Annotated in this window: 24 protein-coding genes and 1 tRNA gene; 13 read left to right on the top strand and 12 right to left on the bottom strand. The window is 38.5% G+C overall.

Annotated features, from left to right (window positions below; translation table 11 throughout):
- Positions 1–49 precede the first annotated feature (49 nt).
- From ACWIB3_RS06135 to bglX, 3 genes are all read left to right on the top strand, one after another.
- Positions 50–1,687, top strand: a complete 1,638-nt coding sequence (locus tag ACWIB3_RS06135; protein ID WP_454291175.1) for a glucoamylase family protein — start codon at positions 50–52, stop codon at positions 1,685–1,687.
- 6 nt (positions 1,688–1,693) lie between these two features.
- Positions 1,694–3,067, top strand: a complete 1,374-nt coding sequence (locus ACWIB3_RS06130) for a glucoamylase family protein (RefSeq protein ID WP_454291174.1) — start codon at positions 1,694–1,696, stop codon at positions 3,065–3,067.
- A 61-nt stretch (positions 3,068–3,128) separates the two neighbouring features.
- Positions 3,129–5,411, top strand: a complete 2,283-nt coding sequence (bglX, locus tag ACWIB3_RS06125) for a beta-glucosidase BglX (protein WP_454291173.1) — start codon at positions 3,129–3,131, stop codon at positions 5,409–5,411.
- 62 nt (positions 5,412–5,473) lie between these two features.
- Here the strand turns inward: bglX and ACWIB3_RS06120 are convergent, their stop codons facing one another.
- The 3 genes from ACWIB3_RS06120 to ACWIB3_RS06110 form a co-directional block, all read right to left on the bottom strand.
- Entirely contained in the window at positions 5,474–6,091 is a 618-nt protein-coding gene (locus ACWIB3_RS06120; RefSeq protein ID WP_313259227.1) for a hypothetical protein, read from the bottom strand.
- 71 nt (positions 6,092–6,162) lie between these two features.
- Positions 6,163–6,693, bottom strand: coding sequence for a YfiT family bacillithiol transferase (locus ACWIB3_RS06115; RefSeq protein WP_454291172.1), 531 nt, complete (start codon positions 6,691–6,693; stop codon positions 6,163–6,165).
- Positions 6,694–6,717: 24 nt separating this feature from the next.
- Positions 6,718–7,572 carry a tetratricopeptide repeat protein gene (locus ACWIB3_RS06110; protein WP_454291171.1) on the bottom strand — a complete coding sequence of 285 codons (855 nt, stop codon included), beginning with the start codon at positions 7,570–7,572 and terminating at the stop codon, positions 6,718–6,720.
- Between the two features lie 192 nt (positions 7,573–7,764).
- Between ACWIB3_RS06110 and ACWIB3_RS06105 the strand changes: the two genes are divergently transcribed.
- A tRNA-Ser gene (locus ACWIB3_RS06105) sits at positions 7,765–7,849 on the top strand.
- A 230-nt stretch (positions 7,850–8,079) separates the two neighbouring features.
- A complete protein-coding gene (locus ACWIB3_RS06100) occupies positions 8,080–8,853 on the top strand; it encodes an alpha/beta fold hydrolase (RefSeq protein ID WP_454291170.1) in 774 nt (257 codons plus the stop codon).
- Between the two features lie 50 nt (positions 8,854–8,903).
- On the opposite strand, the gene ACWIB3_RS06095 is transcribed toward ACWIB3_RS06100, so the two are convergent.
- Positions 8,904–9,260 (bottom strand): hypothetical protein, encoded by a 357-nt coding sequence (locus ACWIB3_RS06095; protein ID WP_185214453.1) that lies wholly within the window; start codon positions 9,258–9,260, stop codon positions 8,904–8,906.
- Positions 9,261–9,421: 161 nt separating this feature from the next.
- On the opposite strand from ACWIB3_RS06095, the gene ACWIB3_RS06090 reads away from it, so the two are divergent.
- The 5 genes from ACWIB3_RS06090 (at position 9,422) to ACWIB3_RS06070 (ending at position 14,425) form a co-directional block, all read left to right on the top strand.
- Positions 9,422–9,766 carry a DUF3129 domain-containing protein gene (locus ACWIB3_RS06090; protein WP_214648406.1) on the top strand — a complete coding sequence of 115 codons (345 nt, stop codon included), beginning with the start codon at positions 9,422–9,424 and terminating at the stop codon, positions 9,764–9,766.
- An 84-nt stretch (positions 9,767–9,850) separates the two neighbouring features.
- Positions 9,851–10,612 carry a histidine kinase gene (locus ACWIB3_RS06085; protein ID WP_313259215.1) on the top strand — a complete coding sequence of 254 codons (762 nt, stop codon included), beginning with the start codon at positions 9,851–9,853 and terminating at the stop codon, positions 10,610–10,612.
- A complete protein-coding gene (locus ACWIB3_RS06080; RefSeq protein WP_454291169.1) occupies positions 10,578–11,300 on the top strand; it encodes a LytR/AlgR family response regulator transcription factor in 723 nt (240 codons plus the stop codon). Before ACWIB3_RS06085 ends, ACWIB3_RS06080 begins: the two co-directional genes overlap by 35 nt.
- 147 nt (positions 11,301–11,447) lie before the next feature.
- Positions 11,448–13,718 carry a cation:proton antiporter gene (locus ACWIB3_RS06075; RefSeq protein ID WP_454291168.1) on the top strand — a complete coding sequence of 757 codons (2,271 nt, stop codon included), beginning with the start codon at positions 11,448–11,450 and terminating at the stop codon, positions 13,716–13,718.
- A gap of 89 nt (positions 13,719–13,807) precedes the next feature.
- On the top strand, positions 13,808–14,425 hold the full coding sequence (locus tag ACWIB3_RS06070; protein ID WP_454291167.1) for a hypothetical protein: 618 nt from the start codon (positions 13,808–13,810) through the stop codon (positions 14,423–14,425).
- A 53-nt stretch (positions 14,426–14,478) separates the two neighbouring features.
- Here ACWIB3_RS06070 and ACWIB3_RS06065 read toward each other — a convergent pair whose 3' ends face one another.
- The 4 genes from ACWIB3_RS06065 to ACWIB3_RS06050 form a co-directional block, all read right to left on the bottom strand.
- Positions 14,479–15,768: a sugar porter family MFS transporter gene (locus tag ACWIB3_RS06065; RefSeq protein ID WP_254527126.1), complete on the bottom strand. Its 1,290-nt coding sequence runs from the start codon at positions 15,766–15,768 to the stop codon at positions 14,479–14,481.
- 21 nt (positions 15,769–15,789) lie between these two features.
- A complete protein-coding gene (locus tag ACWIB3_RS06060) occupies positions 15,790–16,953 on the bottom strand; it encodes a glycoside hydrolase family 130 protein (RefSeq protein ID WP_454291166.1) in 1,164 nt (387 codons plus the stop codon).
- A 105-nt stretch (positions 16,954–17,058) separates the two neighbouring features.
- Positions 17,059–17,709, bottom strand: coding sequence for a ligase-associated DNA damage response endonuclease PdeM (pdeM, locus tag ACWIB3_RS06055; protein ID WP_185214446.1), 651 nt, complete (start codon positions 17,707–17,709; stop codon positions 17,059–17,061).
- A complete protein-coding gene (locus tag ACWIB3_RS06050; RefSeq protein WP_454291165.1) occupies positions 17,702–20,146 on the bottom strand; it encodes a ligase-associated DNA damage response DEXH box helicase in 2,445 nt (814 codons plus the stop codon). The genes pdeM and ACWIB3_RS06050 overlap by 8 nt, the downstream gene beginning before the upstream one ends.
- 83 nt (positions 20,147–20,229) lie before the next feature.
- Between ACWIB3_RS06050 and ACWIB3_RS06045 the strand changes: the two genes are divergently transcribed.
- A complete protein-coding gene (locus tag ACWIB3_RS06045; RefSeq protein ID WP_454291164.1) occupies positions 20,230–20,787 on the top strand; it encodes an NADPH-dependent FMN reductase in 558 nt (185 codons plus the stop codon).
- A 73-nt stretch (positions 20,788–20,860) separates the two neighbouring features.
- On the opposite strand, the gene ACWIB3_RS06040 is transcribed toward ACWIB3_RS06045, so the two are convergent.
- Both ACWIB3_RS06040 and ACWIB3_RS06035 read right to left on the bottom strand, forming a co-directional pair.
- Positions 20,861–21,499 (bottom strand): carbohydrate-binding family 9-like protein, encoded by a 639-nt coding sequence (locus tag ACWIB3_RS06040; protein ID WP_454291163.1) that lies wholly within the window; start codon positions 21,497–21,499, stop codon positions 20,861–20,863.
- A 1-nt stretch (position 21,500) separates the two neighbouring features.
- Positions 21,501–22,616 (bottom strand): phosphotransferase enzyme family protein, encoded by a 1,116-nt coding sequence (locus ACWIB3_RS06035; protein WP_313259196.1) that lies wholly within the window; start codon positions 22,614–22,616, stop codon positions 21,501–21,503.
- A 221-nt stretch (positions 22,617–22,837) separates the two neighbouring features.
- On the opposite strand from ACWIB3_RS06035, the gene ACWIB3_RS06030 reads away from it, so the two are divergent.
- Positions 22,838–24,157, top strand: a complete 1,320-nt coding sequence (locus ACWIB3_RS06030) for a hemolysin family protein (RefSeq protein WP_185216267.1) — start codon at positions 22,838–22,840, stop codon at positions 24,155–24,157.
- Between the two features lie 373 nt (positions 24,158–24,530).
- Here ACWIB3_RS06030 and trxA read toward each other — a convergent pair whose 3' ends face one another.
- Positions 24,531–24,827 carry a thioredoxin gene (trxA, locus tag ACWIB3_RS06025; RefSeq protein WP_093096417.1) on the bottom strand — a complete coding sequence of 99 codons (297 nt, stop codon included), beginning with the start codon at positions 24,825–24,827 and terminating at the stop codon, positions 24,531–24,533.
- A gap of 99 nt (positions 24,828–24,926) precedes the next feature.
- On the bottom strand, positions 24,927–25,772 hold the full coding sequence (locus ACWIB3_RS06020) for a glycoside hydrolase family 25 protein (RefSeq protein ID WP_185214440.1): 846 nt from the start codon (positions 25,770–25,772) through the stop codon (positions 24,927–24,929).
- A gap of 49 nt (positions 25,773–25,821) precedes the next feature.
- Between ACWIB3_RS06020 and ACWIB3_RS06015 the strand changes: the two genes are divergently transcribed.
- The gene (locus ACWIB3_RS06015) at positions 25,822–26,706 is read left to right on the top strand and encodes a bestrophin family protein (protein ID WP_185214439.1); all 885 of its coding nucleotides are present in this window, start codon (positions 25,822–25,824) and stop codon (positions 26,704–26,706) included.
- The last annotated feature ends 2 nt before the right edge of the window (positions 26,707–26,708 follow it).

Here is a 26,708-nt window from a genome sequence, read left to right as displayed (position 1 = left end):
AATTAGAGGGAAGGTCTTCGGATCTTCCCTTCTATTACCACTTTCAAGCATGAGAAATCTATACTCCACTATTTTATTGTTCAGTTCAGTTTTCATGGCTTGTTCTAAAAACGAAGCCCCTGATAAACCTTCTAGTACCAGTTTTGCACTGACTTCTGTTAGCAACGGAAATAAGGTGTTGCAAATTGCTTCCAAAGGAATTGAGCTTCAGCCTGAATTTATTCTTGAGTTTGATGAGAATGTTTCGAATCAAGATCTAAATAACTCCATTCAGATTTTGGATGCCAATAAATCCACAATTTCAAGCACTGTAAAACTACTTGAAGCAGGTAAAAAGGTTTCCATTACTCCGACTAAAGCCTTAAACCCACTATCCAAATATGAGGTATTGGTAAATAATTCCCTGAAAAGCAATGCTAATAATCCCTTAAACCAACAATACAACTATTCATTCAACACAGCGTTTGACCCTTCTGACAAGTTCAAGAGGATTTCACAGGATGAGTTAATGACCTTGGTTCAAAAGCAGACCTTTAACTATTTCTGGACCTTTGCACATCCTAGCTCTGGAATGATCAGGGAACGAAATAGCTCTACTGAAACAGTTACCACTGGAGGAACTGGATTTGGTTTAATGGCTATCGTAACTGGGATTCATAGGAACTTTATCAGTAAATCTGAAGGATTGGAAAGAACCAAGAAAATTGTTTCCTTTCTCAAGACAGCGGATAGATATCATGGCGCTTTTTCGCATTGGTACCAAGGTGGGACGGGAAAAACCCAGCCTTTTAGTGAGAAAGATAATGGCGCCGATATCGTTGAGACCTCCCTACTCTTTCAAGGGCTAATGGTCGCTAGGGAATATTTTCAAGACGCCAATTTAACGGCTGATATCAATGCTTTATACCAAGCGGTGGAATGGAATTTCTTTCAGAACGGGCAGAATGTTCTCTTTTGGCATTGGAGTCCTAACCATAATTGGGATATGAACCTGAAGGTTCAAGGATGGAATGAATCATTGATCACTTATGTATTGTCGGCTGGAAGCAATAAGTTCAGCATTGACAAAAAGGTTTATGATGAAGGATGGGCCAGAAATGGACAGATGAAAAATGGAAAGCGTTTCTTTGAGATGGAACTACCTTTAGGTCCAGATCAAGGTGGACCACTTTTTACAGCACAATATAGTTTTCTTGGAATCAATCCAATGGGATTAAAAGATGCTTATGCCGATTATGAGGTACAGGTGAAAAACCAGACATTAATTAACCGAGCTTATTGTATTTCAAATCCGAAAGGATTTTATGGGTATTCTGCAAGTAGTTGGGGTCTTACAGCAGGTGATATCCCTAATGGATATTCAGCGATGTCACCCAGCAATGATCTAGGGATCATCAGTCCAACAGCTGCATTGACATCCATGGCATATACACCAAAAGAATCTATGGAAGCCATGGAGTTCTTTTATTATAAACTTGGTGACAAATTATGGGGCCAATATGGTTTCAAGGATGGCTTCTCCCTGGATGAACCTTGGTTTGCGGAAAGTTATATCGCAATCAATCAAGGACCTATTATCATAGGGATAGAGAACCACCGTAGTAAATTAATCTGGAACTTATTGATGAAGAGTCCAGAAGTAAAAAACGGATTAAAGAAATTAGGGTTTAATTCTCCTAACATTTAATATATTATGAAGATACGAGCAATTACAATCGGGTTATTATTAGCAGCTGCAGGGATTCAATCTTGTCAAAACGTACAGAAAACGGATAACAAGAAAGAAACAAGCCAATCTGTAGATAGTGTTGCCCATTCAAACGATTCCCTGATGAACAAGATTCAGCAGCAAACTTTCCAATATTTCTGGGAAGGTGCTGAACCTAATTCAGGAATGGCTAGAGAAAGAATCCATATCGATGGGGTCTATCCTGAGAACGATGAAAATGTCGTTACCATCGGTGGAAGTGGATTTGGCATTATGGGATTGATCGTGGGAATGGAGCGTGGCTATATTTCCAAGAAAGAAGGAGAAGATCGCTTAAACCATATCATGGATTACTTGGGGAAAATCCCAAGATTCAAGGGAGCTTGGTCACATTGGTACTATGGAGATACCGGAAAAGTTAAAGCTTTCAGTGAAAAGGATAATGGTGGTGATTTGGTGGAAACGGCATTTCTAGCACAATCACTGATCGTTGTGAGAGAATATTTGAAGAATGGGTCTGATACCCAGAAAACCATTGCCAACAAAGCTGATGAGCTATGGAAAGAAATCGACTGGAACCATTATACCAATGGTAAGAATGTCTTGTTATGGCATTGGAGTCCGACCCACGATTTCGGAATGAATCATCCTATCCAAGGATATGATGAATGTCTGGTAACCTATGTATTGGCGGCTTCCTCTCCTACACATGCCATTGATACCGCGGTGTACAACCAAGGTTGGGCAAGAGATGGAAAAATTAAGTCGGACCTTAAAAAATTTGATATTCCAATAGGTATCAAGCATAATGCAAAAGAAGGTCAGGTAGGACCTTTATTCTGGGCCCATTACTCCTTTTTAGGATTAAATCCAACGGGCTTAAAGGATCAGTATGTTGATTATGGTGAAGTAGTCGTGAACCATGCTAAGATCAATATCGCCTATGCTGAAGAAAATCCTAATCATTATAAAGGATATGGTGCTGATAAAGGTTGGGGATGGACCGCTTCATACTCCATCAAAGGATATGATGCCCATCATCCTGACAACGATAAGTCAGTGATCAGTCCGACTGCCGCCTTGTCCTCTACCCCTTATACCCCAAAAGAAAGTTTAGCATTTGCGAGGTATCTGTTCAATAATTTAGGTGATAAGGTATGGGGAAAATATGGTTTTTATGATGCTTATAGTGAAACTGAAAATTGGTTTCCGCAGCGATACTTAGCCATCGACCAAGGTCCTATCGTAGTCATGATGGAAAATTACCGTTCTGGTCTGATCTGGAATCTGTTTATGCAAGCTCCAGAGATTCAGTCAGGATTGAAAAAGTTAGGGTTTCAAAGTCCAAATTTGAAATAATAAGTGGTTAGTAATGAATGCTCAGCCCTTCCTGGGCTGAGTTTTTATGAATCAATTTGCAATGAAATTTTTTAAGAATATACTCTGTTGCGGACTAATCCTTAGTTCCAATACGTTATTTGCCCAACAGGATCAAAAGATGGATTCTTTCATCGATGGCCTGATGAACAAAATGACCATAGAAGAGAAAATTGGGCAATTGAACCTGGTTACCGCTGGTGAGGCGACGACTGGTTCTGTAGTATCTACGGATGTGGAATCTAAGATTAAAGCTGGAAATATCGGGGGAATATTTAGTATGACCTCTCCTGCTCGAATCCGTAAAGCCCAGGAATTGGCAGTAAATCAATCTCGTTTAAAGATTCCCATAATATTCGGAATGGATGTTATCCATGGTTATAAAACCATTTTCCCGATTCCATTGGGATTAGCGGCAACCTGGGATATGCCATTAATCCAAAAAACGGCGCGTGTAGCTGCTGTTGAGGCTTCAGCCGATGGGTTGAACTGGACCTTCTCACCAATGGTCGATATTTCGAGAGATGCCCGTTGGGGAAGAATCTCCGAAGGAAGCGGAGAAGACACCTACTTAAGCTCTCGGATTGCCAGAGAGATGGTCGTTGGCTATCAAGGTGATGATCTGAGCAAGAACAATACACTAATGGCTTGCGTCAAGCATTTTGCGCTCTATGGAGCTGCTGAATCTGGTAGAGATTATAATACCACAGACATGAGCTTGCATAGGATGTACAATGAATATCTACCTCCTTATAAAGCGGCTTTGGATGCAGGTGCGATGTCCGTAATGACTTCATTTAACGATATCAACGGAGTGCCGGCAAGTGCAAACCATTGGTTGTTGACCGATCTTTTGCGTAAAGACTGGAAATTTAATGGGCTTGTTGTAACGGATTATACGGCAGTCAATGAATTGATCGACCATGGCTTAGGGGATCTTCAGAAAGTTTCCGAATTATCCTTGAAAGCTGGAGTGGATATGGATATGGTCGGTGAAGGATTTTTGACTACCCTAAAGAAATCATTGGATGAAGGTAAAGTTTCAGAGGATGATATCAATAGGGCCTGTCGTTTTGTTTTGGAGGCAAAATATAGATTAGGATTATTTGAAGATCCTTTTAAATATTGTAGTGAAGACCGTGCGAAGAAAGAAATCCTGACTCCGGAGCACCTGAAACTTGCTAGAGAAGCAGCAGGTAAATCCTTCGTGCTCCTGAAAAATGAAAGCAATACATTACCCCTGAAAAAACAGGGAACGGTTGCTGTCATTGGACCATTGGCTAATACTGGAGCAAATATGCCAGGAACATGGAGCGTCAGTGCTGATCTGAAAAACACGCAGTCATTAGTGGAAGGCATGCAATCTGTTTTGGGTGATAAAGTAAAAATTGTAACTCATTTAGGCGCCAATCTTACCGATGATGCTGTCTTACAGGAACGTTCTACAATGTTTGGTCGTACCATTCCGAGAGATGACCGTAATCCAGAGGAAATCATTGCTTCAGCCATCCAGGTTTCTCAGGAAGCTGATGTAATCGTTGCTGCTTTGGGTGAAAGTTCAGAAATGAGCGGTGAAAGCTCAAGCCGTACTGACCTCAATATTCCTGAAAGCCAAAAGCGCTTGTTAGAAGCTTTAGTGAAAACTGGAAAGCCAGTGGTATTGGTGTTATTCGCAGGGAGACCTATGACGCTTTCCTGGGAAAATAAAAATGTCCCAGCAATCTTAAATGTATGGTTTGGTGGTACTGAAACCGGAAAAGCTGTAGCTGATGTGCTTTTTGGAGATGTAAATCCTTCAGGAAAACTTCCTGCAACCTTTCCTCAGAACGTTGGTCAAGTGCCCATGTACTACAGTCAAAAGAATACTGGAAGGCCTTTGGCTAAAGATGCCTGGTTTCAGAAGTTTAGGTCTAATTACCTAGATGTGAGCAATGAACCTTTATATCCTTTTGGATACGGATTGAGCTATACTAAATTTGAATATGCGGCTGTAAAACTGGATAAATCAAGCATCCATAAAGCAGATAAACTAAAAGTTTCGGTTACAGTAAAGAATAACGGTAATTTTGATGGCGAGGAAGTCGTTCAGTTGTACCTTCAAGACTTAGTAGGCTCCCAAACAAGACCTGTTAAGGAATTAAAAGGCTTCCAAAAAATCTTTATAGAAAAAGGGAAATCAATAGAAGTTGAATTCATTATTGAAGAAGAAGATCTTCGATTCTATAATCAACAGTTAGAATTTGTATCAGAGCCTGGAAAATTCAAGGTCTATGTGGGCACCAATTCAAGAGATGTTCAGGAAGCTGAATTTGAATTAATGGACTAGAAGAACTTGCATAATAATAGTTAAAACAATGAGTAAGAGCGACCATAATTGGTCGCTCTTCTTTATTTTGCTTCGCTGTAAAAGTCTACTTCAATAAACTTCTGGAATTCGCTTTCGTCATCCTGGGCCAATTGAAATTGTTTGATTACTCCAGCAATATTCAATTTTGCTTCTGCCAATAGTCCTGCATCCTTATCATGTGCTACCAGAACCGATTGACCAGAAAGCTCATCTTTTATTTCATAGACGATATAGGTTTCACTGATTGGTATCAGGGTAAATACATCAATTACCGGAATCGAGATATAACCAGAAATAACTCCTTCTCCTTCGATTTTTCTCGGTACTCCAGTTATAATAACAGCAGTCCCAGCATCCAAGGATTCCAATTCCCCATGTGAGTTTATTACTTGAGGTGCATACTTCTGGAAACTATCAGAAAGATTATCATCAAACCTACCCTCAATTTCCTGTTGTTCCCTAGGGGAAAGGTTTTTCATTGCTAAATTCAGGAACAGGACTGCCTTTTGTTTTTGAAGGACCGCCCCAGCAACCTTGGAAACCTCTGACTGTGAGATGAGATCATCGTCTGCTTTTGTGAAAATATTATAAAATTGACCACCATTGTCCAAGGCATCGATGGCTTGACTGGCACTATTAAAAGGTGTTATTTGTTCCATGTGTGAATTTATTATTGATATACTTAAATCTAAGGATTTTATTGTTCTAATAATAGCGATTTACCGGTTATCTAGGGTTTTTTAGCATTTATGACATGGGTAAGATGATGATTACAGTGCCAAGCATAGATTCCAATGGCAGTTTCAATACTGATTGTCTTCTTGCTTTCAGGATTAATAAATTGCTTTTTCAAATCCTCTTCCGAAAGACTTTCCAGTAGTGTCGCCCAGCGTTGATGTAGACCCTCCAATATCTTTATTGAACTTTCAATTTGTTGCAAACTATCTGCAAGGCAAGCCCATCTGTCTTCTTTATAAGGTTTTATTATCGGTGTATCTTCCGTGAGTGCCAGTTTAAAACGAATAAAACTATTCATATGGCTATCGGCGCAATGATGAACCAATTGTCTGATAGTCCAACCTCCTTCCCTATACGTCAATTCTAAATCTTTTTCCTGAAGCTTCTGTACTTCATTTTTTAGGTATTCAGGAAACTTAGCTATGGTATTGATCCAGCTTTCAATGGTTTCTTTACTAATATTTTCAGGTTGACTGAACTTACCGATTGGGTACCTCAGCTTTTCAAGTTGATCTTTTAGCATTTCATTAGGCTGTTATTCCTCAATTTAATTGGATTTATGCCAATTTTCCTCGAAGTAATTAATGTATTGACGATATTGCGATTCAGGTTCAGCATGCTGTACTACAATGCTTTTCCACTCATCAAATTTAGCTTTATCCTTGGCATGAAAGTAACTCTGAGCCATATTAATGGCCATTTCAGCGACTTGGTTTTTATCAGAAGCGAGTTCTATTCCTTTTCTATAAACCTTTTCGGCTTCAGGTAAGTTATTGAGATGCTTTAGGGAAAATCCAAGTTCACGGTAATACCAAAAGTTACTTGGATCATTTTCAATTGCCTTATTTAAGACGATTACAGCCTTATAAAAGCTTCCAGTAGCATTATAGGCATATCCAAGTTCAAATTCTAATCCCGGATAATGTGGATCTTCCTGATAGGCCTTTTGCAGGATTGGCAAAGCTTTGATACTCGCACCAGCACCATTCATCATGGATGCTCTATGGACGCGTGTCTCAATAAAATCAGCATTCTGTTTATAATTTTGGAGCCATTCTGGAGGGTTGGCTAATCCTAGCTTTTTAACTTGTTCATCTGTCAGGACCTTCACATTAAAAGTATTGCGATCTAGCCTCATTAATATATTGCTGCTAGTGTCCAATCTAGGGACTTTATGGAATTCACTGTTTTTATATTCCAATTCGCCCTGATAGCTAAAGGTATAACCAGCCTCAGAGTCCAAATAGACAAATCCTAATGCATAAGTATTCTGATTCTCCTTTTTATCAAAGATTACCCACCTGTCCTCGGCATCATAAAACTTGGTTTCAAAAGTCAGAGAGGACTTTTGAGCAAAGGCAAATTGTATCAAAGAAATAAAAAGGATAACAATTTTTTTCATGTCGTATGACTTTATGCTAAAATCGGGAAATAAACGGTAAAAACTAAAAGTTGCTATGTATTTTAAGGGTATTTAACTGAAAATATATGGTTAATTGCAGATTTTTTCGTTGAATAAAAAATAATCAGGCTCATTTTCAGGCTAATAATAATTAAGTTTTGGAGAGCGTACAAAAATTTCTACTTTTGTCGCGGAGAGTTGGCAGAGTGGTCGAATGCGGCGGTCTTGAAAACCGTTAACTGTCACAGGTTCGGGGGTTCGAATCCCTCACTCTCCGCACAAAAAGCCTTCATCGTAAGATGAAGGCTTTTTTGCGTCAGTGAGGGATAGAACCTTGTGCCGGACGGGATTCGACCCGGAGGGGGTTCAGGGTTTGAGTCTGGGGTATTTGGGGCTGAACCAATCCCTCACGGTTGCTGTGATTAGATATACCAAATTTCTTGTCCCAGGACAATTCAATTCCCCCTCCCATTCCTTAAATTTATCCTATCACAAATCCTCTTCAACATGCAACCCTCAATATCCAACAACGCCCTAATAAACGACATCCAAATCTACTACGAGATTTACGGCAATGGTTTCCCATTAATTATGCTACATGGTGGTGGATCTACCATCCAAAGCAGTTTTGAGCGAATCATTCCCTTATTATCAAAAAATCACCAGATCATCGCCATAGAATCTCAAGCCCATGGCAGAACAGCAGATAGGAATTCACCGTCTTCCTTTACTCAAGATGCCGAGGATGTCGCCCAACTCATGAACTATCTAGACATCAAGAAAGCAGATATTCTAGGCTTCAGCAATGGTGCAACTACAGCACTGCAACTAGCCATCAACCATACTCAGAAAGTAAACAAGCTTATCTTAGGATCTCCATTGGCGAAGCGCAATGGCGTACCGGATTGGTTTTGGGGATTTATGGCTAATGCCAGCTTAGATAATATGCCAACACTTTTAAAAGAGGCATTTCTAAAGGTTAATCCATCAGAGGATGCTTTAAAAAACATGCATGATAAGGATGCGGCAAGAATGATAAATTTTAAGGATATATCTGATCAAGATCTTCAATCTATCCAAGCTCCGACAATAATAATTATAGCAGAGCAAGATGTAATCCTTCCAGAACATGGAAAGGAACTTGAAAGATTAATTCCAAATGGCCAGTTGGCCATTGTTCCAGGCGTACATGGCGAGTATTACGGAGAAATCACTACTGTAGGTCCAGATTTCATGGATGAAGACCTTCCAGTTGCCATGATAGAAAAGTTTCTGAAATAAATAAAAATGCTGATTTAATCCTTAAATCAGCTTTTAGCATTTTATAGATATTACTTAATCTTTTGCAATCGGATAGTATCACCCTTTAAACTGAAGAACTTAAGCGTATCTACCTTTATATTAAATGGGATTTCCATGTCGGCGGTATCAATGATAATACCTTCATTCGATTCCAAATTAAAATTATAGGTTCCCTCCCACTTTGTTGTATCATAAACTGCATGGAGCATCCCATCTTTAAAGAAGCTTAATTCGAGATCTATAGAATCGGAATCTGCATCCAATTTTCCTTTTCCTTTCCATATCGAACCAACAATGGAAACTTCGTCATCTACATTAAATTCATCTTTCACACAGGCTGTAAATCCAATAGAAACCATTAATAAACCAATAAGCAGTTTTCTCATCTTAACCTAAATTTCTTGATAAGCCATCAAAATATCAAGATTAATGCCAATATCAGGTAATGGAAACAAAAATGCAGAACTATCTTTTTCATTTTTTTTCTTTGAAAGAACTATGATTTTAAAGATGAATGAAATAAATTTATTAAAAAATTATTCCTATTATGTTAATGGTAAACTATCATAACAAATCATTCCGCACGGTAAGTAATTCCGAAAACGGAGAAACTTCCTCAGAAACCATCTTTCATTATAAACAAATTGGCAATATTGTTTTTGCTGACTATCAGGGTGGCAATATTAAATACGGACATCTATTAGGCATAGTCAGTGAATATGGAACGATTGAAATGACATATCATCAGGTAAATAGCTCAGGCGCATTGATGACAGGAAAATGTGAATCAATACCTGAAATATTGGACAATGGAAAAATCAGGCTTCACGAAAATTGGGAATGGACTTCCGGAGATTTTTCAAAGGGAAAATCTATGGTAGATGAGCAATAATTTGCTTTAAAAGCATAAATCATTCATAAGCAATCTATTCAATATTTTTGGATACCATTTGAAATCCAGTATATTTAATCCCATATGTTACTGGTACAAATTCAATTCAATACCTATTCAGTCATCCTATTGGCGGCGCTACTGCTTGTCATAATCCTGCTATTGATTTATTTATTAAAGAGCCAAAAAGAGGTGAAATCATTGGCAAACAAACTTAATAAGATCGAAGGTGAACTGCATAGCCATCAATTGAAAGATATAGATTACAAGCTCAATCCCCATTTGTTCAAGAATGTATTAAATTCAATTCAATCCCATGCCTACCAGACTTTCCATTCCTTAGATTCGCTTTCCAATGTACTGGACTATATATTATACGAAAGCAGCAAGAAGTTTGTCACGCCTCAACAGGAGATTTCCTTTGCGATGAGCTTGATTGAAATCAATAAGATAAAACTGAGCCCATTATTCGATCTAAAGGTTAAACAGAAGGTAAGAGAAAATGAACCACTATTGAACCAAAAACTGATGGTTCCCATGTTGAGTACAGACCTGATCGAAAATGCCTTCAAACATGCTGATATCCAAAGTCCAAATGCATTTATTTCGGTTACTTTTGAATTCAAGGATAATGTATTCTCCTTGACTGTAGCCAATAAAATATCAAAGAAAGGGCCTATTCAAAAAGATAATGATGGCTATGGATCCAAAATGTTAGAACAAAGATTAAACATAGTCTACAAAGACAATTACAAACTTGATAAATTCATTGAAGGTGATGTCTACATCGCCCATTTAAAAATCAATCTACTTGACTACAAAGCTAAGGTGCTTGCTGCTCGATGATGAGCTGCCAAGCCTACAATATCTGAAACTACTATGTCAGCAGATTCCAGATCTGGAAATCGTTAAATCCTTTAATTCTCCGAAAGATTTATTGGCGGAACTTCCTATGCTGGAATATGACCTTTTGATCTCGGATATTGAAATGCCGGGCTTAAACGGCCTCGAATTAGCTGAACAACTAAGTGGCAAGCCCATTATTTTTATTACGGCTTATGCTGAATATGCAGCTGATGCATTCGACTTACAAGCTGTTGATTATATCCGGAAGCCATTAAAGATTGACCGCTTAAAACAAGCAATCCAAAAGCTATTAAGTATTCGTGGTAGTAAACCAATTGAAGAAAAAAATTTTGTTCAATTAAATACCGATCAAGGAAAATATCTGCTTTATTTTGATCAGATAGCATATATCCAAACATCCCCACTTGATAGCCGCGATAAAATCGTTCGCCTCCTAGACCAAAAAGAAGTAACATTGAAAAATATATCCTTTGATAAGTTAATGGAAATTCTTCCCGAAATGCAGTTTTGCAGAATCAATAAAAAAGAAATCATATCCATGAACATCATCAGTTCCTTTTCACATGATGAAATCAAAGCAAACTTCAGTTTAGGAACAGATGCTCCCTTAACCTTTAACTTGAGTGAAATCTATAAAACCACATTTATCCAAAAGCTGAGTTTATAGTTTCGCTACATAATAGCTCCCTTTCATTACATTTTTTGCCCTCTCAGAGCACTGAGCAGGTTATTTAAGTTTATTATTTTCTATTTTCAACCCGTCAGACTGCGCAGAAACTGACGCCAAAACAAAAATTGAAGAAGGAATTATTGTATGAAGAACTTAAAAAGCAGCTTCTTTTATATTGTTATCATTGGTGGATTTTCATTATTGATTTATTGGATCATCAACCATGGTGCTTTTATGGAAGAAGGTCGTCATGTAGAAAATATGGGCTCCAATCTTTCCAATTGGGAAGAGTTCCTGAGTTCCATGTTGCACAACTTACAGCATCCATTAGCTATTTTATTGGTACAGATTATTGTTATCATATTAGTCGCAAGGCTTTTTGGATGGCTCTTCAAAAAGATTGGCCAACCATCCGTTATCGGTGAAATTATTGCAGGTATTGTCTTAGGGCCATCTTTTTTAGGTATGTATTTTCCAGACTTTTCCGCTGCCCTATTTCCAGAGGCTTCTTTTGGAAACCTTCAGTTTTTGAGCCAGATTGGACTGATCCTATTTATGTTTGTGATCGGCATGGAGTTGGATTTAAAGGTCCTTCAGAAAAAAGCCCATGATGCAATAGTCATCAGCCATGCCAGTATTATCCTTCCGTTTGCTCTAGGAGTAGGATTGGCCTATTTTATCTATCAAAGCTTTGCTCCCGAGGGAATCGCATTCTCTTCCTTTGCCTTGTTTATTGGTATTTCGATGAGTATTACGGCCTTTCCAGTGTTAGCAAGGATTGTTCAGGAACGTCACATGCAGAAAACAAGGGTTGGAACCATTGCTATCACCTGTGCCGCTGCTGATGACATCACAGCTTGGTGTCTTTTAGCTGCTGTTATTGCTATCGTGAAGGCAGGTTCTTTTGTTAGTTCACTTTATGTGATAGCATTGGCAATTGCATACGTACTGTTGATGATCAAGGTAGTCAAACCTTTCCTTAAAAGGATTGGTGATATTCATTCTACTCGGGAAAACCTCAACAAATCCATTGTTGCCATCTTCTTTTTAACTTTACTGGTATCTTCCTACCTTACAGAGGTCATCGGTATTCATGCGCTGTTCGGAGCATTTATGGCCGGTGCTATCATGCCTGAAAACTCCAGATTTAGGAATATATTTATCGAAAAGGTAGAAGATGTAGCCTTAGTTCTTCTCTTGCCCTTATTCTTTGTTTTTACAGGATTAAGGACAGAAATAGGCCTGTTAAACGAACCCTATTTATGGAAAGTAACTGGCTGGATTATTTTAGTTGCTGTTGTCGGTAAATTTGTAGGGAGTTCCCTAGCTGCCAAGTTTATGGGGCAAAATTGGAAAGATAGTCTGACCATAGGTGCATTGATGAACACCCGTGGCTTGATGGAATTGATCGTACTGAATATTGGATTTGATCTAGGGGTATTGAATGCTGAAATATTCGCCATGATGGTTATTATGGCTCTGGTCACCACCTTTATGACCGGACCAGCAATCGATCTATTCAATAAGATTTTTAAATCTACGGAGGATGTCGTTCCAGAAGAAATCAGTCGTCAAGGCAAGTATAACATACTAATATCCTTCGGGAATCCAGAAACAAGTCCTTCTCTTCTGAGGCTTGCCAACGCTATGGTAAAGCAATTGGACCAAAGTTCATCCATTACCGCTATGCACCTCACACCTACGAGTGACTTGACCTATCTAAATTCAGATTTATATGAATTTGAAACTTTTGAACCTATCGTACAAGAATCAAAGTTCTTGGAGCAAAAGATCAGTACACTATTCAAGGCATCCAGTAATCTGGAAGCAGATGTAGCAGAAATTGCCAATGATGGTGATTTTGATCTACTTTTAATTGGAATAGGACAATCAATTTATGATGGAACATTCTTGGGTAAAATCCTTGGTGTTACCACTAGGATCATCAATCCGGAAACTTTGATCTATAGAGCTAAGGAAAAGGAAAGTCCTTTTAATAATTCTTCATTTTCTGATAGTACCATACAGATCATGCATAAAACTAAGGTGCCTGTAGGGATTTTCATGGACAAAGGATTAAAGAATTTGGATAAAATCCTACTACCTATTTATGGAAAGGAAGATTTGGATTTATTACTCTATATCCAAAAATTCATCCATAATTCCCAATCTCAGGTCACTATAATCGATTTCCATCATATTCTGCAGGATGATAAAAAGGCATCAGAAATGGTTCGCGCCATCGCTTTAAAGGCACCTAATCACATTAGCAAATTTGAAGCAATAGATCTGGATGCACAATTATTCAAGGATCATGATCTATTATTGATCAGTGCTGAAAGCTGGCGGGAATTGATCGAAAGTAATAAGGTATGGCAATCCGAAATGACCTCCGTATTAGTCTTAAAGAAATAATAGAACATGAATTAGCATTTACATTCAGCTTAATTTGAATTGATTATTATCATCAGATTTTATTTTTTAATCAATTTTTAATATTTTAAATGAAATCACGCTATATCAATATGGAAGAACAAGATCAAGAATTAAGAGCAATTATAGAAGAATTCAGGGTTAATCCAGATCCATCAAAACTAGATCGCTTTAAACTGGATACACATCCTACTCCAGACAACAAATGGTCCTATGATCGAAATGCTTGGGATCGGGCCATGTTGATTCTGGAACTGTTCAATGAAAACAATGCCGCCGATAAACCCTTGATTAAATGGATTCTTGACGAAGAGATCAAAGGTCAAGAACTTGAAATACCATATTATGCTTTAGATGTAATTGCCTATCTATTGTATAAGCATATGGACAATGAAGACATCTATCAACTTTTTATGTCCAAATTTGCCTATGGAAATGTATTCCATTTGGATGTTGAATTAATCTTCGGTCATGACAGGGAAGAAATGAAGGCCTACTTGAAAGATTCCCAAAATGCCAACCCTATGAGCAAAGATATATTGGCAACTATTTCTTCTTACGAGGAAAATCAAGATGCAAAATTCAAGAGTCGTGAGGAATATGTCAATTATTATGAAAACAGGAAAATTAAACATATCCGCAATGATATTGAAGCCAGCAAAAAATATATGCAAACTGGAGATTATTGATAATACATGCTCCAATCATAAAATGGGCTACAAGAAATTGTAGCCCATTTTATTTATTTTAATTCTTCTTGAATCTGTTCTAGAGACTTTCCTTTGGTCTCCGGCATGCGCATCACAAAGAAGAAGGATACTACCACCATGATGGCATAGAACAAAAAGATATAGAAACCACCAGAAGCAAAATTTTCGACCACGATCGGGAATACCCAAGAAATTAACGCAGCCATCACCCAATGCGTGGTACTCCCTAAGGATGTGCCTTGAGCTCGGACGGCATTCGGGAAAATTTCAGAAATAAAGACCCAAATTACGGCTCCCTGAGATAGTGCAAATGATGCAATAAAACCTATGATATAGAATAACAGGAACTCCGATGCTCCACCTTTCAAGCCAAATGCAGTCAATACCAAAAAGATAAACATCCCCACTGCCCCACTTAACAAGAGTTTCTTTCGACCATATTTATCGATAATGCTCATCCCGATCAGGGTAAACAACAGGTTGGTACCACCTATGAAAATTGGTTGTAGAAAGGCCAGATCCCTACTGAACCCTGCCATTTCAAATATTCGTGGCGCATAGTACAGAATGGCATTGATCCCAGTGAATTGGTTAAAAACCGCCAATAGGACTGCGTATATGATCGGTTTCCTATATTTCGCCTGGAACAATGGAACTTTTTCTGAACTTGCATTTTCTGTATTGAGCGTTTCCTCATAGGTTTGGCCTAAGTCATCAAATACTTTCTTGGCCTCTTCTTTTCTGTTATTCAATGCTAGCCAACGTGGAGAAAACGGAATGGTATTGAGCAATAATAGAAAAGCTAATGAAGGTATGGCCATGATTCCTAACATGTATCGCCAAGCATCGTCTCCGAAATTTGCAAATAAATAATTCGTCAGGAAAGCGATAAAGATACCGCTGACAATCATAATCTGGAACATTCCAGTCATTCTTCCCCTTAGTTTGGCTGGTGCTATTTCTGATATATATAGAGGACCTACCACGGAACTAACCCCAACAGATAATCCGCCCAAGAACCTGAAGAATAAAAACATATACCAGTTAAAAGATAGTCCACAGCCTATTGCCGAAAATAGGTACATTACGGCAACCACCTGTAGCACTCTTTTCCTACCATATTTTTGGGCAGGTTTTGCAGCAGCGATGGCTCCAAAGATGGTTCCGATCAAGGATATCGAAACTGTAAATCCATGCCAGAATGAATTAAGATGCCACAATTCCTGTATGATCTTTTCGGCTCCCGAAATGACAGCAGTCTCAAAACCGAATAGGAATCCTCCTAAAGAGGCTATAAATACGTATTTCCAAATTTTACTCATAGGTTTAGGTGTTTTCAGTGGTTATTTACTTTCGGGTACTGGATCAAAATCAGTTAATTTTGTGGGATCATAGACGGCAACTGCCACTCTAGAATCCGCACAGCCATAATAGAGATACCATTTATTCTTAAAATAGGTCAATCCTTGAATAAATACTGTCCCATCCTTATACTGACCTGATTTCTCAAATTCTTCCATAGGTCTCAGGAAAGGGACATCCATACGTTGGATGACATGTGTAGGATCGGTATTGGAAAATAACACCTGCCCTGCACTGTAAGTACCAATATTAAATCTTGGATCTGCTAATTCTTTTTTATCATGGTTCTTACCATTGTACAATAGTAAAATACCCTTATCGGTTAGGACAGCTGGAGGCCCGCATTCGGTCAGGGCTGAATCAAAATACCCTTCGCGAGGAGAAATAAATTTCGCTAGGTGTCCCTCTTCATCCAATACCGGTTCCCAATTGATCAGGTCTGTGGAAGTTGCTCCAGATACGCCATGTTCACCCCAATACATAAAATATTTGCCATTTACTTTACTTATGACCAATCTGTCATTCTTTAGGGTGGTCACAATCGAGGCCGATTTATGAGGCTCCTGATAGACCTTTTGGTATTTGGCATTCTTGAATATTGGTCCATGCTTTTGCCAAGTGATCAAATCTTTGGAAGTTGCAACTCCTAAGCGCGGCATTTTCCTGTTCCATTGTGTATAGAACACGACATAAGTGCCATCTTCTGTAACGGCCAATCGTGGATCTTCCAAACCTCCTGGCCATTCATATTCGCGTTGGCTGTCCTTATCCGGAAATAAGACAGGTTCTTTGCGCCTCTTAAAGTGGATGCCATCATTACTCTCCGCCAAACCCAATCTGGAAGTCCTAAAACCGATCCCAATGCCAAATTTATCCTCAGCACGGTACAGAACATATACTTTACCATCTTTCACGACAGCGCCAGGGTTAAAAGTGTCATTTTCCTCCCAACGGACCAAGGAGTCACTCATCGGATCCATAAAAGTAGAAGTGGAATCAGGAAGGATAATGGGATTGACAGCATTGGGCCGTTCAAATCCGCCTAAGGTCCAGACAATATCCTTAGTTATCGCCGCATCTGGTTTGGTCGATATGCAGCTGACAAAAAGAAACAATAGAGCAATGGAAAACAATCTATTGGACATGCTTTTCAGATTAATTAGGTTAATAAATCAAATCAGTAAACCGCTTTAGCAATTTGATATATCTAATATAAGACTAAAAATTATTTCTACAATAGCAATTGTTTATTAAAGCTCAAGTACAGAATCGTTTACAATGACGAAAATCTTGTTGTTTCTATCTTTCTTCACCAGGTGCAAACCTGTGTATTTTCCAAATGCCGGCATCGTGAGCACTTTATCCTGAATAAAAAAGCAAGGCAGTCGAAAAGATTGCCTTCCTCCTGCTTCGATGAGACAGCCTGGATGAATATGCCCTACTATATTGAACATGTAATCTGGTAAGCCAATTATAGGTTCATGGGAGAGAATCACTCCTTCAGCTAATAATACTTCATCCTTGATCTTCATGTTCATATCTTGAAAATGCTTTTCCTTCAAGATATCATGGTTCCCTTTGGTCAGGGTAAATTGGATCGAGTATTTACTGATGCTGTTTATATGGGATTTTAATTTTTCCCAATCGGAATTCCATTCGGAATGGAAAAGATCCCCTAAGAAAACGATTTCCTTGATATCAAGGTCATCAATCAATAGGTTCATCCTTTCCAGCTCTTCATCAATGTTTGGTGCTGGAACAAAAAGACCTTCCTTGCGAAAATGGGCTAATTTACCGAGATGCCAATCGGAGATGATCAACATAAAATATTTGGGAATATACATCACCTTTTGGGGTAACAGATACATTTCCAATCCATTTAACTCTAAGCGTTTAGCCATCTAATAGTTGATTTTTCAGCTTTTCCAATCGACTTTGCCAATCTTCATTGGAATAGCGCTCTCGAAAAGATTCTGCAAATATAGGGAACGCAAAGGGAGTTAATTTAGAAGGTCTACTAAAAATAATCTTATGTTTCGAGATTCGTTCAAAGGCAAGCTGCATTCTCCCTTCCTCCAATTGAAAATCAAAAACTTCATCATAAGCCTCCCGTAACAGAAGATTGGAGGGCTCATATTCAGAAAAAACAGAAAAAAACAGCCCGGCATTCGCCTGCAAATGCTTGCTTTTCATCTGCTTTCCTGGAAAACCCTGAAATATCAGTCCTGCAATACCAGCTATGTCCCGAAACCTCCTTCTTGCCATTTCCTGAACATTGATTCCAGAATTGATGTCCTTGTGCAGGTTCTGTGGACTGAAAATTTGCTTTAACAGTTGGGTGTCTATTTCATAATCTGTTTCGGAAAGAAGCTCAATCCCATATTCATTTGTCGCAATGGAGAAGGTTGCAGGTTTTAACAGACTCAATCGATAGGCCACAACCTGAGCCATTCCTTCATGGACGAGCTTTCCTTCAAATGGATAGAAAAAGAGATGGAAGCCATACTTTGTCTGTATATATTCGACCAAGAGCTCATCTTCTTTCGGAAGGGCCGAGAATTGCTCCTGCTCTTTAAATAATGGTTTCAAGAATTTTATTTCTGGACTTATCCCTACAGTTTTATGGATACTCTTAAAACTATGTCGAATGGCAATTCCAAGGTCTGGAGAAATGGCAAATCGCCCACCCATCCAGGATGGTACCACTCCTTTTTTCTTTTCGGATGCCTTCACAATGGCATCATTTGCTATAATCTGAACCAGCTCCAGCTGCCGACCGGAAAACCAAAAAAAATCGCCGATATTCAATTTTGAGATAAAGGACTCTTCTATGGATCCCAAATATTTTCCAGAAAGGAATTTCACCCGCATCATCAGATCTGATACAATGGCACCTATAGACAATCGATGTCGCATCGCCAACTTTCTTGAAGTCACCTTGTATACCCCTTCTTCCAAAACCAAGCGATGGAAATCATCATACGCTTGAAGGGTTGATCCCCCATGGATCAATAAGGACATGCATTGGTCAAATTCCTCTTGGGTTATCGATTCAAAACAGTGGGTTTGAGCTACTTCTTGCAGGATTTCATCTGCATAAAATCCATCTCCTACAGCCAAGGTCATAAGATATTGGATCAAAACATCAAAAGATCTTAAATAGGGAATCCGACTTTCCACGATTTTCTCCTTCACGGCAAATTTCAAGGAATCTCCCTCAATGATCTCTAAGGAATTGGTAGGCACGTAATAGATGATAGAGGTAGCATCAGGCCTATGGCCCGAGCGTCCTGCCCTTTGCAGGAACCTGGCAATACCTTTTGGCGATCCAACTTGGACTACGCAGTCCACAGGCCTAAAATCAACACCTAGGTCCAAGCTGCTCGTACAGACTACCGCCTTTAATTTTCCTTCATGCAGGGACTCCTCTACCCAATTGCGGACCTCGTCACTTAATGAGCCATGGTGGATGGCCAGCAGTCCGGCAAATTCTGGATAATAGGTAATGATCTGCTGGTACCAGATTTCGGCCTGCGACCTTGTATTGGTGAAAATTAAAGTTGTTTGGTAATTATTGATAATATCGACGACCTTGTCCAATAGTTTAATCCCTAAATGGCCAGCCCAAGGAAATTTCTCCAGATTATCCGGAAAGACCGTCTGAATGTCCATTTTTTTATGGATATCAGCCTTAATGAGAGTTCCAAGGGTTCCTGGACCTAATAGTATATCTTTTGCTTCCTCTAGGTTACCGATCGTTGCCGATATACCCCAAATCTTCAGGTTAGGATTTATGGCCTTTAAGCGACTTAGCGCAAGCTCAATTAACACACCTCGCTTGGATCCCAACAGTTCATGCCATTCATCAACTACAATGAACTCCAGATTCTTAAAATATTCCTGTCCTCCTTTTGTTGCAAGGATAAGATGCACACTCTCCGGCGTCGTAATTAAAGCTTGTGGTGGGTTTTTTCGCTGTTTCTGGCGAATGCTGGTGGAAGTATCTCCTGTCCGAAATTCAATCTGATAATCAAGGTCCAAGTCAGTTGAAACTTGATTGGTCGCTTTATGGATTTCCTTGGAAAGCGCTCGCAACGGGGTAATCCAAAGGGTATGCAGGTGTTTTTTCTTGCTTGCTTTGGGATTTGCCATTTTAGCATAGTATTGAGCAATGATCCCAAACCAGATCGCAAAGGTCTTTCCATAGCCAGTCGGCGCATTCAGGATTCCAGATTCTCCATTGGAAATTGCCTTCCAACACTGCTCCTGAAAGGCATGCGCCTTCCATCCCTGGTTAAAGAACCATACTTCCGCAAATTCATTTTTCACTGTAGACATCCAAAGAATGAAAATAAGAATTAATAATATCTTAATAACTTTTTATGAAGTAATTTGTTATAACCAATAACAAAGTAAATATTATGACAAATAAAAAAATAGGTGTTTTTGTAGGAAGTTTGAGAAAAGAGTCTTTCAATAAGAAAATCGCTAACTATCTGGTTTCTAATCCACCGGCAGGTTTGGAATTAGAGATTCTAGAAATTGGCCAACTTCCATATTATAACGAAGATTTAGATCAAGGAAATCCTCCTAAGGAATATGTTGATTTCAGGAAAGCCGTGTCCGAATTAGATGCACTGCTTTTTGTCACTCCAGAATATAACCGTGGGGTATCTGCAGTGCTGAAGAATGCCATAGATGTTGCTTCAAGACCATATGGTAAAAATGTTTGGGATGGTAAACCAGGCGGCGTGATCAGCTCCTCTATTGGAGCAATCGGTGGATTTGGTGCCAATCATCATTTAAGGCAATCATTGGTCTTTATCAATGTGCCAACCATGGCTCAACCGGAAGCCTATATAGGTAATGTTGCAGCAAATTTCGATGAACAAGGAAAATTGGTTAACAAAGATTGTCAGAAATTCTTGGACTCCTTTATGGTAGCCTATAAAGAATGGATTGAAAAATTCTTAAAATAGCCGAATAGTATAGGCTAATTGAATGCAATGTCGGCAAGTTGAAACTCAATCCACTTGCCGATGTTTTTTATTTTTATTGAAACTTGATTTCACCAAAGAATGCTGGCAAATGAAAATTAGGTTTCGGAAAATCGATGTCATTCCAAGCTACAAAATGAGGATTTGGTAAACTGTCACCACATTTATAGAAATTCGCTTGAACTGTTTTTCCCCCTAATTCATCCGCATTTTTACCAAATAAAGAAATCGGAATGACCAAGATCATATCCCAAGTCTTATCACCTTGAAGATTCTTTACTTGGGTGAAGGTACTCACACTTAATATCTCCTCCGCAGTCAATCTATTTCTGGATGTCTTATCCGAGGTTCCATAACCGATCAGACCTGCGCCTAATACATTAAATTCAAAATTATAATAGGTCTTGCGATCATCAAATGAAATAAAGAACTCAACACAGCTATCTTCCCAAATATTTTCATTCGGACGGATATATTGAGCCTTTACAAATTCCTCCTGAACATGATAATGGACATAAATCGACTCCTGATCATAGGCAATCTGAAATCTTACTTCTGGGTTTACCGGAAACTCAGTTTGCCAAGGTGCTTGGTCTATTTGGTTCCAATCTAATCCAAACAGTCCCTTTGAAAGGCTGGCGTAATCTAATTCAACGCCTGTAAGATCGATTTTTTTAACAATAAGTTCCTTCATATTAGTTAGACATTAGATTCTCCGCTAATATACTTGTTAATTTATCATTGTTTTCTTCAAGTTCATGAACAAGCTTCAATTGAGCTTTTGTCCTTACCAGGTTATGTTCTGGGTAAGCGATTTTATAATAGGTGTCCCCATTGATATAATCGGTCAAGAACCTGACTGCTTGCATATAGGGCAATAAATGAACAGCAGGAATAAGAGAATCCACTTCTGTTTCGGTCAAAAACTCCTTAGCTTCTGATAGATATCCAGCCGTAAATGATTGGAACAATGGAATATTTAAGACAATTTTTGATACATCAGCTTCATCTTCTGCTGCTGAATTGATAATGGTACGGATGGCGTCTCCAAAATCATAGGCTACATAACCTGGCATTACCGTATCCAAATCAATGACACATTGCACGTTATCGTCCTTATCCAACAAAACATTGTTGAATTTTGTGTCATTATGGGTAATTCTCAAAGGCAATTGATTGGAACGGCCTAATTCTAGGATCGTCCTCATCTTTTCCTCGCGCTCAAAGATATAATCCAATAGATCCTGGATTTTCTCCACACGCTTTGCCGGATTTTTCTCAATTGCTTCGCGAAGGTTATTCAATCTAAATTCGATGTTGTGGAAATTGGGAAGTATTTCAACTATGGTTTTAGGATCCAGGTCACTCAATTGTTTCTGGAATTGTCCAAATGCCATTCCACCAGAATAAGCCTGCTCTTGGGTCTCCAAGATATCATAACTCCTAGTATCAGGAATCAAATGGAATACGCGCCAATAATCACCATTTTCATCTTGATAGTAGTTTTTTTCATCTATGGTAGGAACAATAGTCATTGTTCTCTTCAAGACTTCCTTTTCCCCTAAGTGTGCTAATTTTTTCTTGAGGTGCTCACAGACACTTTCAATATTATTCATCAGGCCTTCCACGTCTTGGAAAATATGATGGTTAATGCGCTGCAATAAATAAAGGTTATTTTGTTGGCTATTGGTTGTTATCTTAAAGGTATCATTGATATGACCAGACCCAAAAGGTACAGAATCAATGATTTCACCTTCTAATTTAAATTTCTCCGCCGATCTAATGCTATTTTCAGTTTTTTTGGTTGACATTACTCTTAATTCATTCAACATGCTATGTAATGAATGCAATATCTATAAACAGAATCAATAAATAAAATATTTTTTATAATCAAACGGTTGCATAATAAAATTGCATGCAGTCAATTTAAAGTATTAATTATAGGTTGTTTCCTTGCTTTAAAATCAATTTTAATCAAGTATTGAAAAGAAAATTTCGTATTTTGCTACATGATTAGCGAGTTATATCCCATATGGTCACGGAAATAGTAATTATTCTTATATTAATAGTTTTAAATGGTATCCTATCTGCTTCTGAAATAGCGATAGTATCCAGCAGAAAAGCAAGATTGCAAGCTGCAAGTTCTAAAAATCAAGGTGCCAAAACCGCCCTTGAATTAAAAGAAAACCCAAACAACTTCTTATCGACCGTACAGATCGGTATTACCTTAATCGGTATCTTGACTGGTTTTTTCTCCGGAGGTTCAATCTCAGTCTACATTGCAGAACAACTCAATAAAATAGAAGCCTTAGCGCCTTACAGTAATCAAGTTTCTGTTTTGGTCGTGGTATTGATTATCACATACCTTTCCTTAATTATCGGTGAATTGGTTCCAAAACGAATCGGTATGGCTATTCCTGAAAAGTATGCTTCCTTTATTGCAGTTCCTATGAATGTACTGAGTAAGATCGTAAAACCATTTGTGTGGTTGCTGAGCATCTCTACTGAGTTTATCGTGAAGTTATTCAATATCAAGGTAAATCAGAATGCAGTGACCGAGGAAGAAATCAAGGCCTTGGTCGACGAAGGTGTGGATAGTGGAGCCATTGAAGGAATTGAACATGATATGGTGGATCGTGTATTGAGCCTAGGTGATAAAAAGGCAATAAACCTGATGGTACACCGAAGCAAGATCACTTATTTGGATATCCAAGATAGTTTTGAAGAAAACAAAGCTTGCATTATCGCTGATGAGCATACCGAATATCCTGTCTGTGACGGTAATTTTGACCATGTCATTGGAGTGGTGCATGTCAAAACCCTATTGAAGGAATACTTAACCTCCAAGGAAATGGACCTGGCGAAACTGGTCACTCCTATCCCCTTTGTCAACGAGAACACATACGCCTATAATGTCCTGAAAACCTTGAAAATTGGCAAGGTTCTACAGGCTGTAGTTGTTGATGAATACGGTAGTCCTCAAGGGATCATTACCATGACTGATATTGTAGCCTCTTTGGTAGGTGGTTTCGATTCTCCTGAAACAGAAGAGAAGAAAACTATCAGGCAGCGTGAAGATGGATCTTTTGTTATCGATGGTAGTTTCCAGCTGGATGATTTTATCGAAATGTTCAACTTGGATCTTACGGAGGAAGATGAAGATGAGATCGGTAATTTAACCACTGTGGCTGGATTGGTATTCTTATTATTGGATCATATACCTGAAGAAGGCGAAAAAGTGATGTACAAGAACCTAGAATTTGAAGTCTTGGACATGGATGGTCATAGGATCGATAAACTTAGTCTTATCGTCAAAGATCCTGCATCTGACGAAACAGCAAATATTGACTGATAATACTCATATAAAGACATCCGAAAAGCCACCAAATTTGGTGGCTTTTTTTATGCATATTAAGGAGCATATATTCTGAATTCTTCTTCATTTTTGACCGAAAAATTTTAACAGATATTCTACACCTCTCAGTTTACCCTTATTCGAGACATGTTCGGAAAATTCGGAATGTGTCTCGAATAAGGTCCATATAAAACCTAAGTATTTTTATCAATTTTTGGATTGAATTTCTAATCTTGGTACAGCAAATTTGGAAAGGAGACTTTAACCTAAAAAAGGCATAGTTAAAAGTCGAAATAATCGATTGAAAACCGAAAGATTATATTCAAAAAAATAAGAGGAAATCAGTTTTTGACTTCCTCTTATATATTCCTTAAGAAAAGGAATTAATAATTTTCAGAAGTTCATGTTTCGGCTGTAATCCACTTTGACGCCATACCTGATTTCCATCTTTATATAGGATTAAGGTTGGAACACCTTGAACATGGAATTTGCTTGCTACTGCTTGGTTCTTGTCGATGTCTATCTTAATGATCGAGAGCTTCTCTCCCATTTCATCTTTAACTTCTTTTAAGATTGGTGCCAACATTTGACATGGTCCACACCAAGCTGCTGAGAAGTCAATCAAGACCAAAGAATTTTTTTGAAGTATATCGTTAAATGATGCCATTGTATAATAATTTATGAAATTGAGCATTTAAGCCCATGGATTAAATGCTTCGTTAATTCACTTGTTTCTATTAATAATACAAAATTAAGCCTATTTCGTTTATTCTAAGCTCAATTTTTCTAGATCTTCAATATCGCCACTGAATAGATTGAGGTCCACTGGTCCCTTAATTCCCTTGACGGTGCCTTTCTCTGAGAATTGCCAGAAATTCCAATGTTTCTTGGGCTTCTCTACCCAAAAGTTATAGTTAGCAATCCAAAGGGTATAGTCTGCAAATTCTTTTTCCAGGAAGTCAGCAAAATATTTATCTCCTGAGTATAAAACGGGTTTTATTTTATAATGTTTTTCAACTTGGACCAGCCATCTCTTTAAGCCAGTCTTTAAACTGTCCATGGACTGGTTCCTAGGCATTTCTTCGATATCCAATACCGGAGGTAAGTCTCCAGGTTCAAGCTCTACAGTTTTGATAAAGTTATTAGCCTGCTTAACAGAATTTTCGTTTGGTCGGAAATAATGGTAAGCCCCCCTGAGTTTATTTCTTTTCTTGACCGCTTTCCAATTGGATCTGAATTTGCTGTCCTTTGCTTTTTCCCCCATGGTAGCTCGGATATATATGAAATCTACCGGGAATTCCCCATTGATCGTTAAGACCTCGTCCCAGGAAATATCACCTTGATACTGCGAAACATCGATTCCGAAGATTTTATCATCGTGCCTACGCATCAATTCGACATTTCGGATATCATATTTGCTATTATCCTCAGCGATCATCTTGTCCTTCTCAAACCATTTGACCATCAGGTAAGATAGACCCGCACGGTGCTGCCAAGCAAAAATACCTATGACGATCAGGCATGGAATGGCAATACTCCAAAAAAGTAGATTACGGTTAATTTCTCTTTCGGAGACAACTTTTTTCTTGACCGTTTTGCGCTTTTTTGTCATATTGCGTGAAATTAGGCTATTTATAGATTATAGCCAAAAAAATTATTCAATGATTGTTTACAACCCCAAAGACTGGTTTAAAACCATTTCCTACCTTCATAACAGTAAAATTTTCAAGAGACTTCTTCCCTATCTTATTATTTCGGTTTTGGTATCCTGGGCTCTAGCTTATTGGGAGTTGGAATACCTGAAATTGTCCGATAGGACTTGGATGAAAAACATTACCACGGTACATAATCTATTGGGCTTTGTCCTTTCCTTATTATTGGTTTTTAGAACAAATACTGCCTATGACCGCTGGTGGGAAGCCAGGAAACAATGGGGCGCCCTAACCAACACTAGCAGAACGCTTGCCATCAAGCTGAATGCCTTTTTAGCACCGGATGACAAGGTAAACCGAAGTTTCTATAAAAAGTCGATTGCCCTTTTTGCAGAGACGCTCTTTAGCTATTTAAGGTCTGACTATACCAAATTTATGCTGGATGAGAATGAACATCCTGAATTACAGGATCTGGATGAAAAGAAACATGGTCCCAACCAGGTTGCTGCCCTCATCTATAAAAAGACCAACAAAATCTATAAGGAAGGAATCCTTACAGGAGATCAACTTATTGTGCTGAATAAGGAATTGACATCTTTGACCGATGTGACCGGGGCCTGTGAAAGAATCAAGAACACACCTATCCCATTGGGTTATAGTGCTTTCATAAAAACTTTTATTGTGTTGTATACAGCCACATTGCCCATTGGCCTGGTCTTTTCAATGGGTTATTTTGTAGTAGCAGCTGTTCCATTTATATTTTATGTATTAGCTACGCTAGAAATGATTGGCGAATCTATCGAAGACCCATTTGGCGCAGATTCTGATGATCTACCGATCGATAAGATCGCAGCAAATATCAAAAAGCATTGCAATGAGATATTGTTGGGCTAATC

The sequence above is a fragment of the Sphingobacterium sp. NPDC055431 genome, from assembly GCF_053644255.1.
This window is presented reverse-complemented; position numbering and strand designations above follow the sequence as displayed.

Bases quoted from the DNA above. Each gene is read 5' to 3' on its own strand.
- ACWIB3_RS06090 (WP_214648406.1), top strand. From the start codon at position 9,422: ATGTTAATGGTAAACTATCATAACAAATCATTCCGCACGGTAAGTAAT.
- ACWIB3_RS06110 (WP_454291171.1), bottom strand. From the start codon at position 7,572: ATGAAAAAAATTGTTATCCTTTTTATTTCTTTGATACAATTTGCCTTT.
- ACWIB3_RS06095 (WP_185214453.1), bottom strand. From the start codon at position 9,260: ATGAGAAAACTGCTTATTGGTTTATTAATGGTTTCTATTGGATTTACA.
- ACWIB3_RS06035 (WP_313259196.1), bottom strand. From the start codon at position 22,616: ATGTCAACCAAAAAAACTGAAAATAGCATTAGATCGGCGGAGAAATTT.
- ACWIB3_RS06085 (WP_313259215.1), top strand. From the start codon at position 9,851: ATGTTACTGGTACAAATTCAATTCAATACCTATTCAGTCATCCTATTG.
- ACWIB3_RS06040 (WP_454291163.1), bottom strand. From the start codon at position 21,499: ATGAAGGAACTTATTGTTAAAAAAATCGATCTTACAGGCGTTGAATTA.
- ACWIB3_RS06070 (WP_454291167.1), top strand. From the start codon at position 13,808: ATGAAATCACGCTATATCAATATGGAAGAACAAGATCAAGAATTAAGA.
- ACWIB3_RS06030 (WP_185216267.1), top strand. From the start codon at position 22,838: ATGGTCACGGAAATAGTAATTATTCTTATATTAATAGTTTTAAATGGT.
- ACWIB3_RS06075 (WP_454291168.1), top strand. From the start codon at position 11,448: ATGAAGAACTTAAAAAGCAGCTTCTTTTATATTGTTATCATTGGTGGA.
- ACWIB3_RS06115 (WP_454291172.1), bottom strand. From the start codon at position 6,693: ATGCTAAAAGATCAACTTGAAAAGCTGAGGTACCCAATCGGTAAGTTC.
- ACWIB3_RS06130 (WP_454291174.1), top strand. From the start codon at position 1,694: ATGAAGATACGAGCAATTACAATCGGGTTATTATTAGCAGCTGCAGGG.
- ACWIB3_RS06060 (WP_454291166.1), bottom strand. From the start codon at position 16,953: ATGTCCAATAGATTGTTTTCCATTGCTCTATTGTTTCTTTTTGTCAGC.
- ACWIB3_RS06065 (WP_254527126.1), bottom strand. From the start codon at position 15,768: ATGAGTAAAATTTGGAAATACGTATTTATAGCCTCTTTAGGAGGATTC.
- ACWIB3_RS06045 (WP_454291164.1), top strand. From the start codon at position 20,230: ATGACAAATAAAAAAATAGGTGTTTTTGTAGGAAGTTTGAGAAAAGAG.
- ACWIB3_RS06020 (WP_185214440.1), bottom strand. From the start codon at position 25,772: ATGACAAAAAAGCGCAAAACGGTCAAGAAAAAAGTTGTCTCCGAAAGA.
- ACWIB3_RS06120 (WP_313259227.1), bottom strand. From the start codon at position 6,091: ATGGAACAAATAACACCTTTTAATAGTGCCAGTCAAGCCATCGATGCC.
- ACWIB3_RS06050 (WP_454291165.1), bottom strand. From the start codon at position 20,146: ATGTCTACAGTGAAAAATGAATTTGCGGAAGTATGGTTCTTTAACCAG.
- ACWIB3_RS06015 (WP_185214439.1), top strand. From the start codon at position 25,822: ATGATTGTTTACAACCCCAAAGACTGGTTTAAAACCATTTCCTACCTT.
- pdeM (WP_185214446.1), bottom strand. From the start codon at position 17,709: ATGGCTAAACGCTTAGAGTTAAATGGATTGGAAATGTATCTGTTACCC.
- bglX (WP_454291173.1), top strand. From the start codon at position 3,129: ATGAAATTTTTTAAGAATATACTCTGTTGCGGACTAATCCTTAGTTCC.
- ACWIB3_RS06135 (WP_454291175.1), top strand. From the start codon at position 50: ATGAGAAATCTATACTCCACTATTTTATTGTTCAGTTCAGTTTTCATG.
- trxA (WP_093096417.1), bottom strand. From the start codon at position 24,827: ATGGCATCATTTAACGATATACTTCAAAAAAATTCTTTGGTCTTGATT.
- ACWIB3_RS06100 (WP_454291170.1), top strand. From the start codon at position 8,080: ATGCAACCCTCAATATCCAACAACGCCCTAATAAACGACATCCAAATC.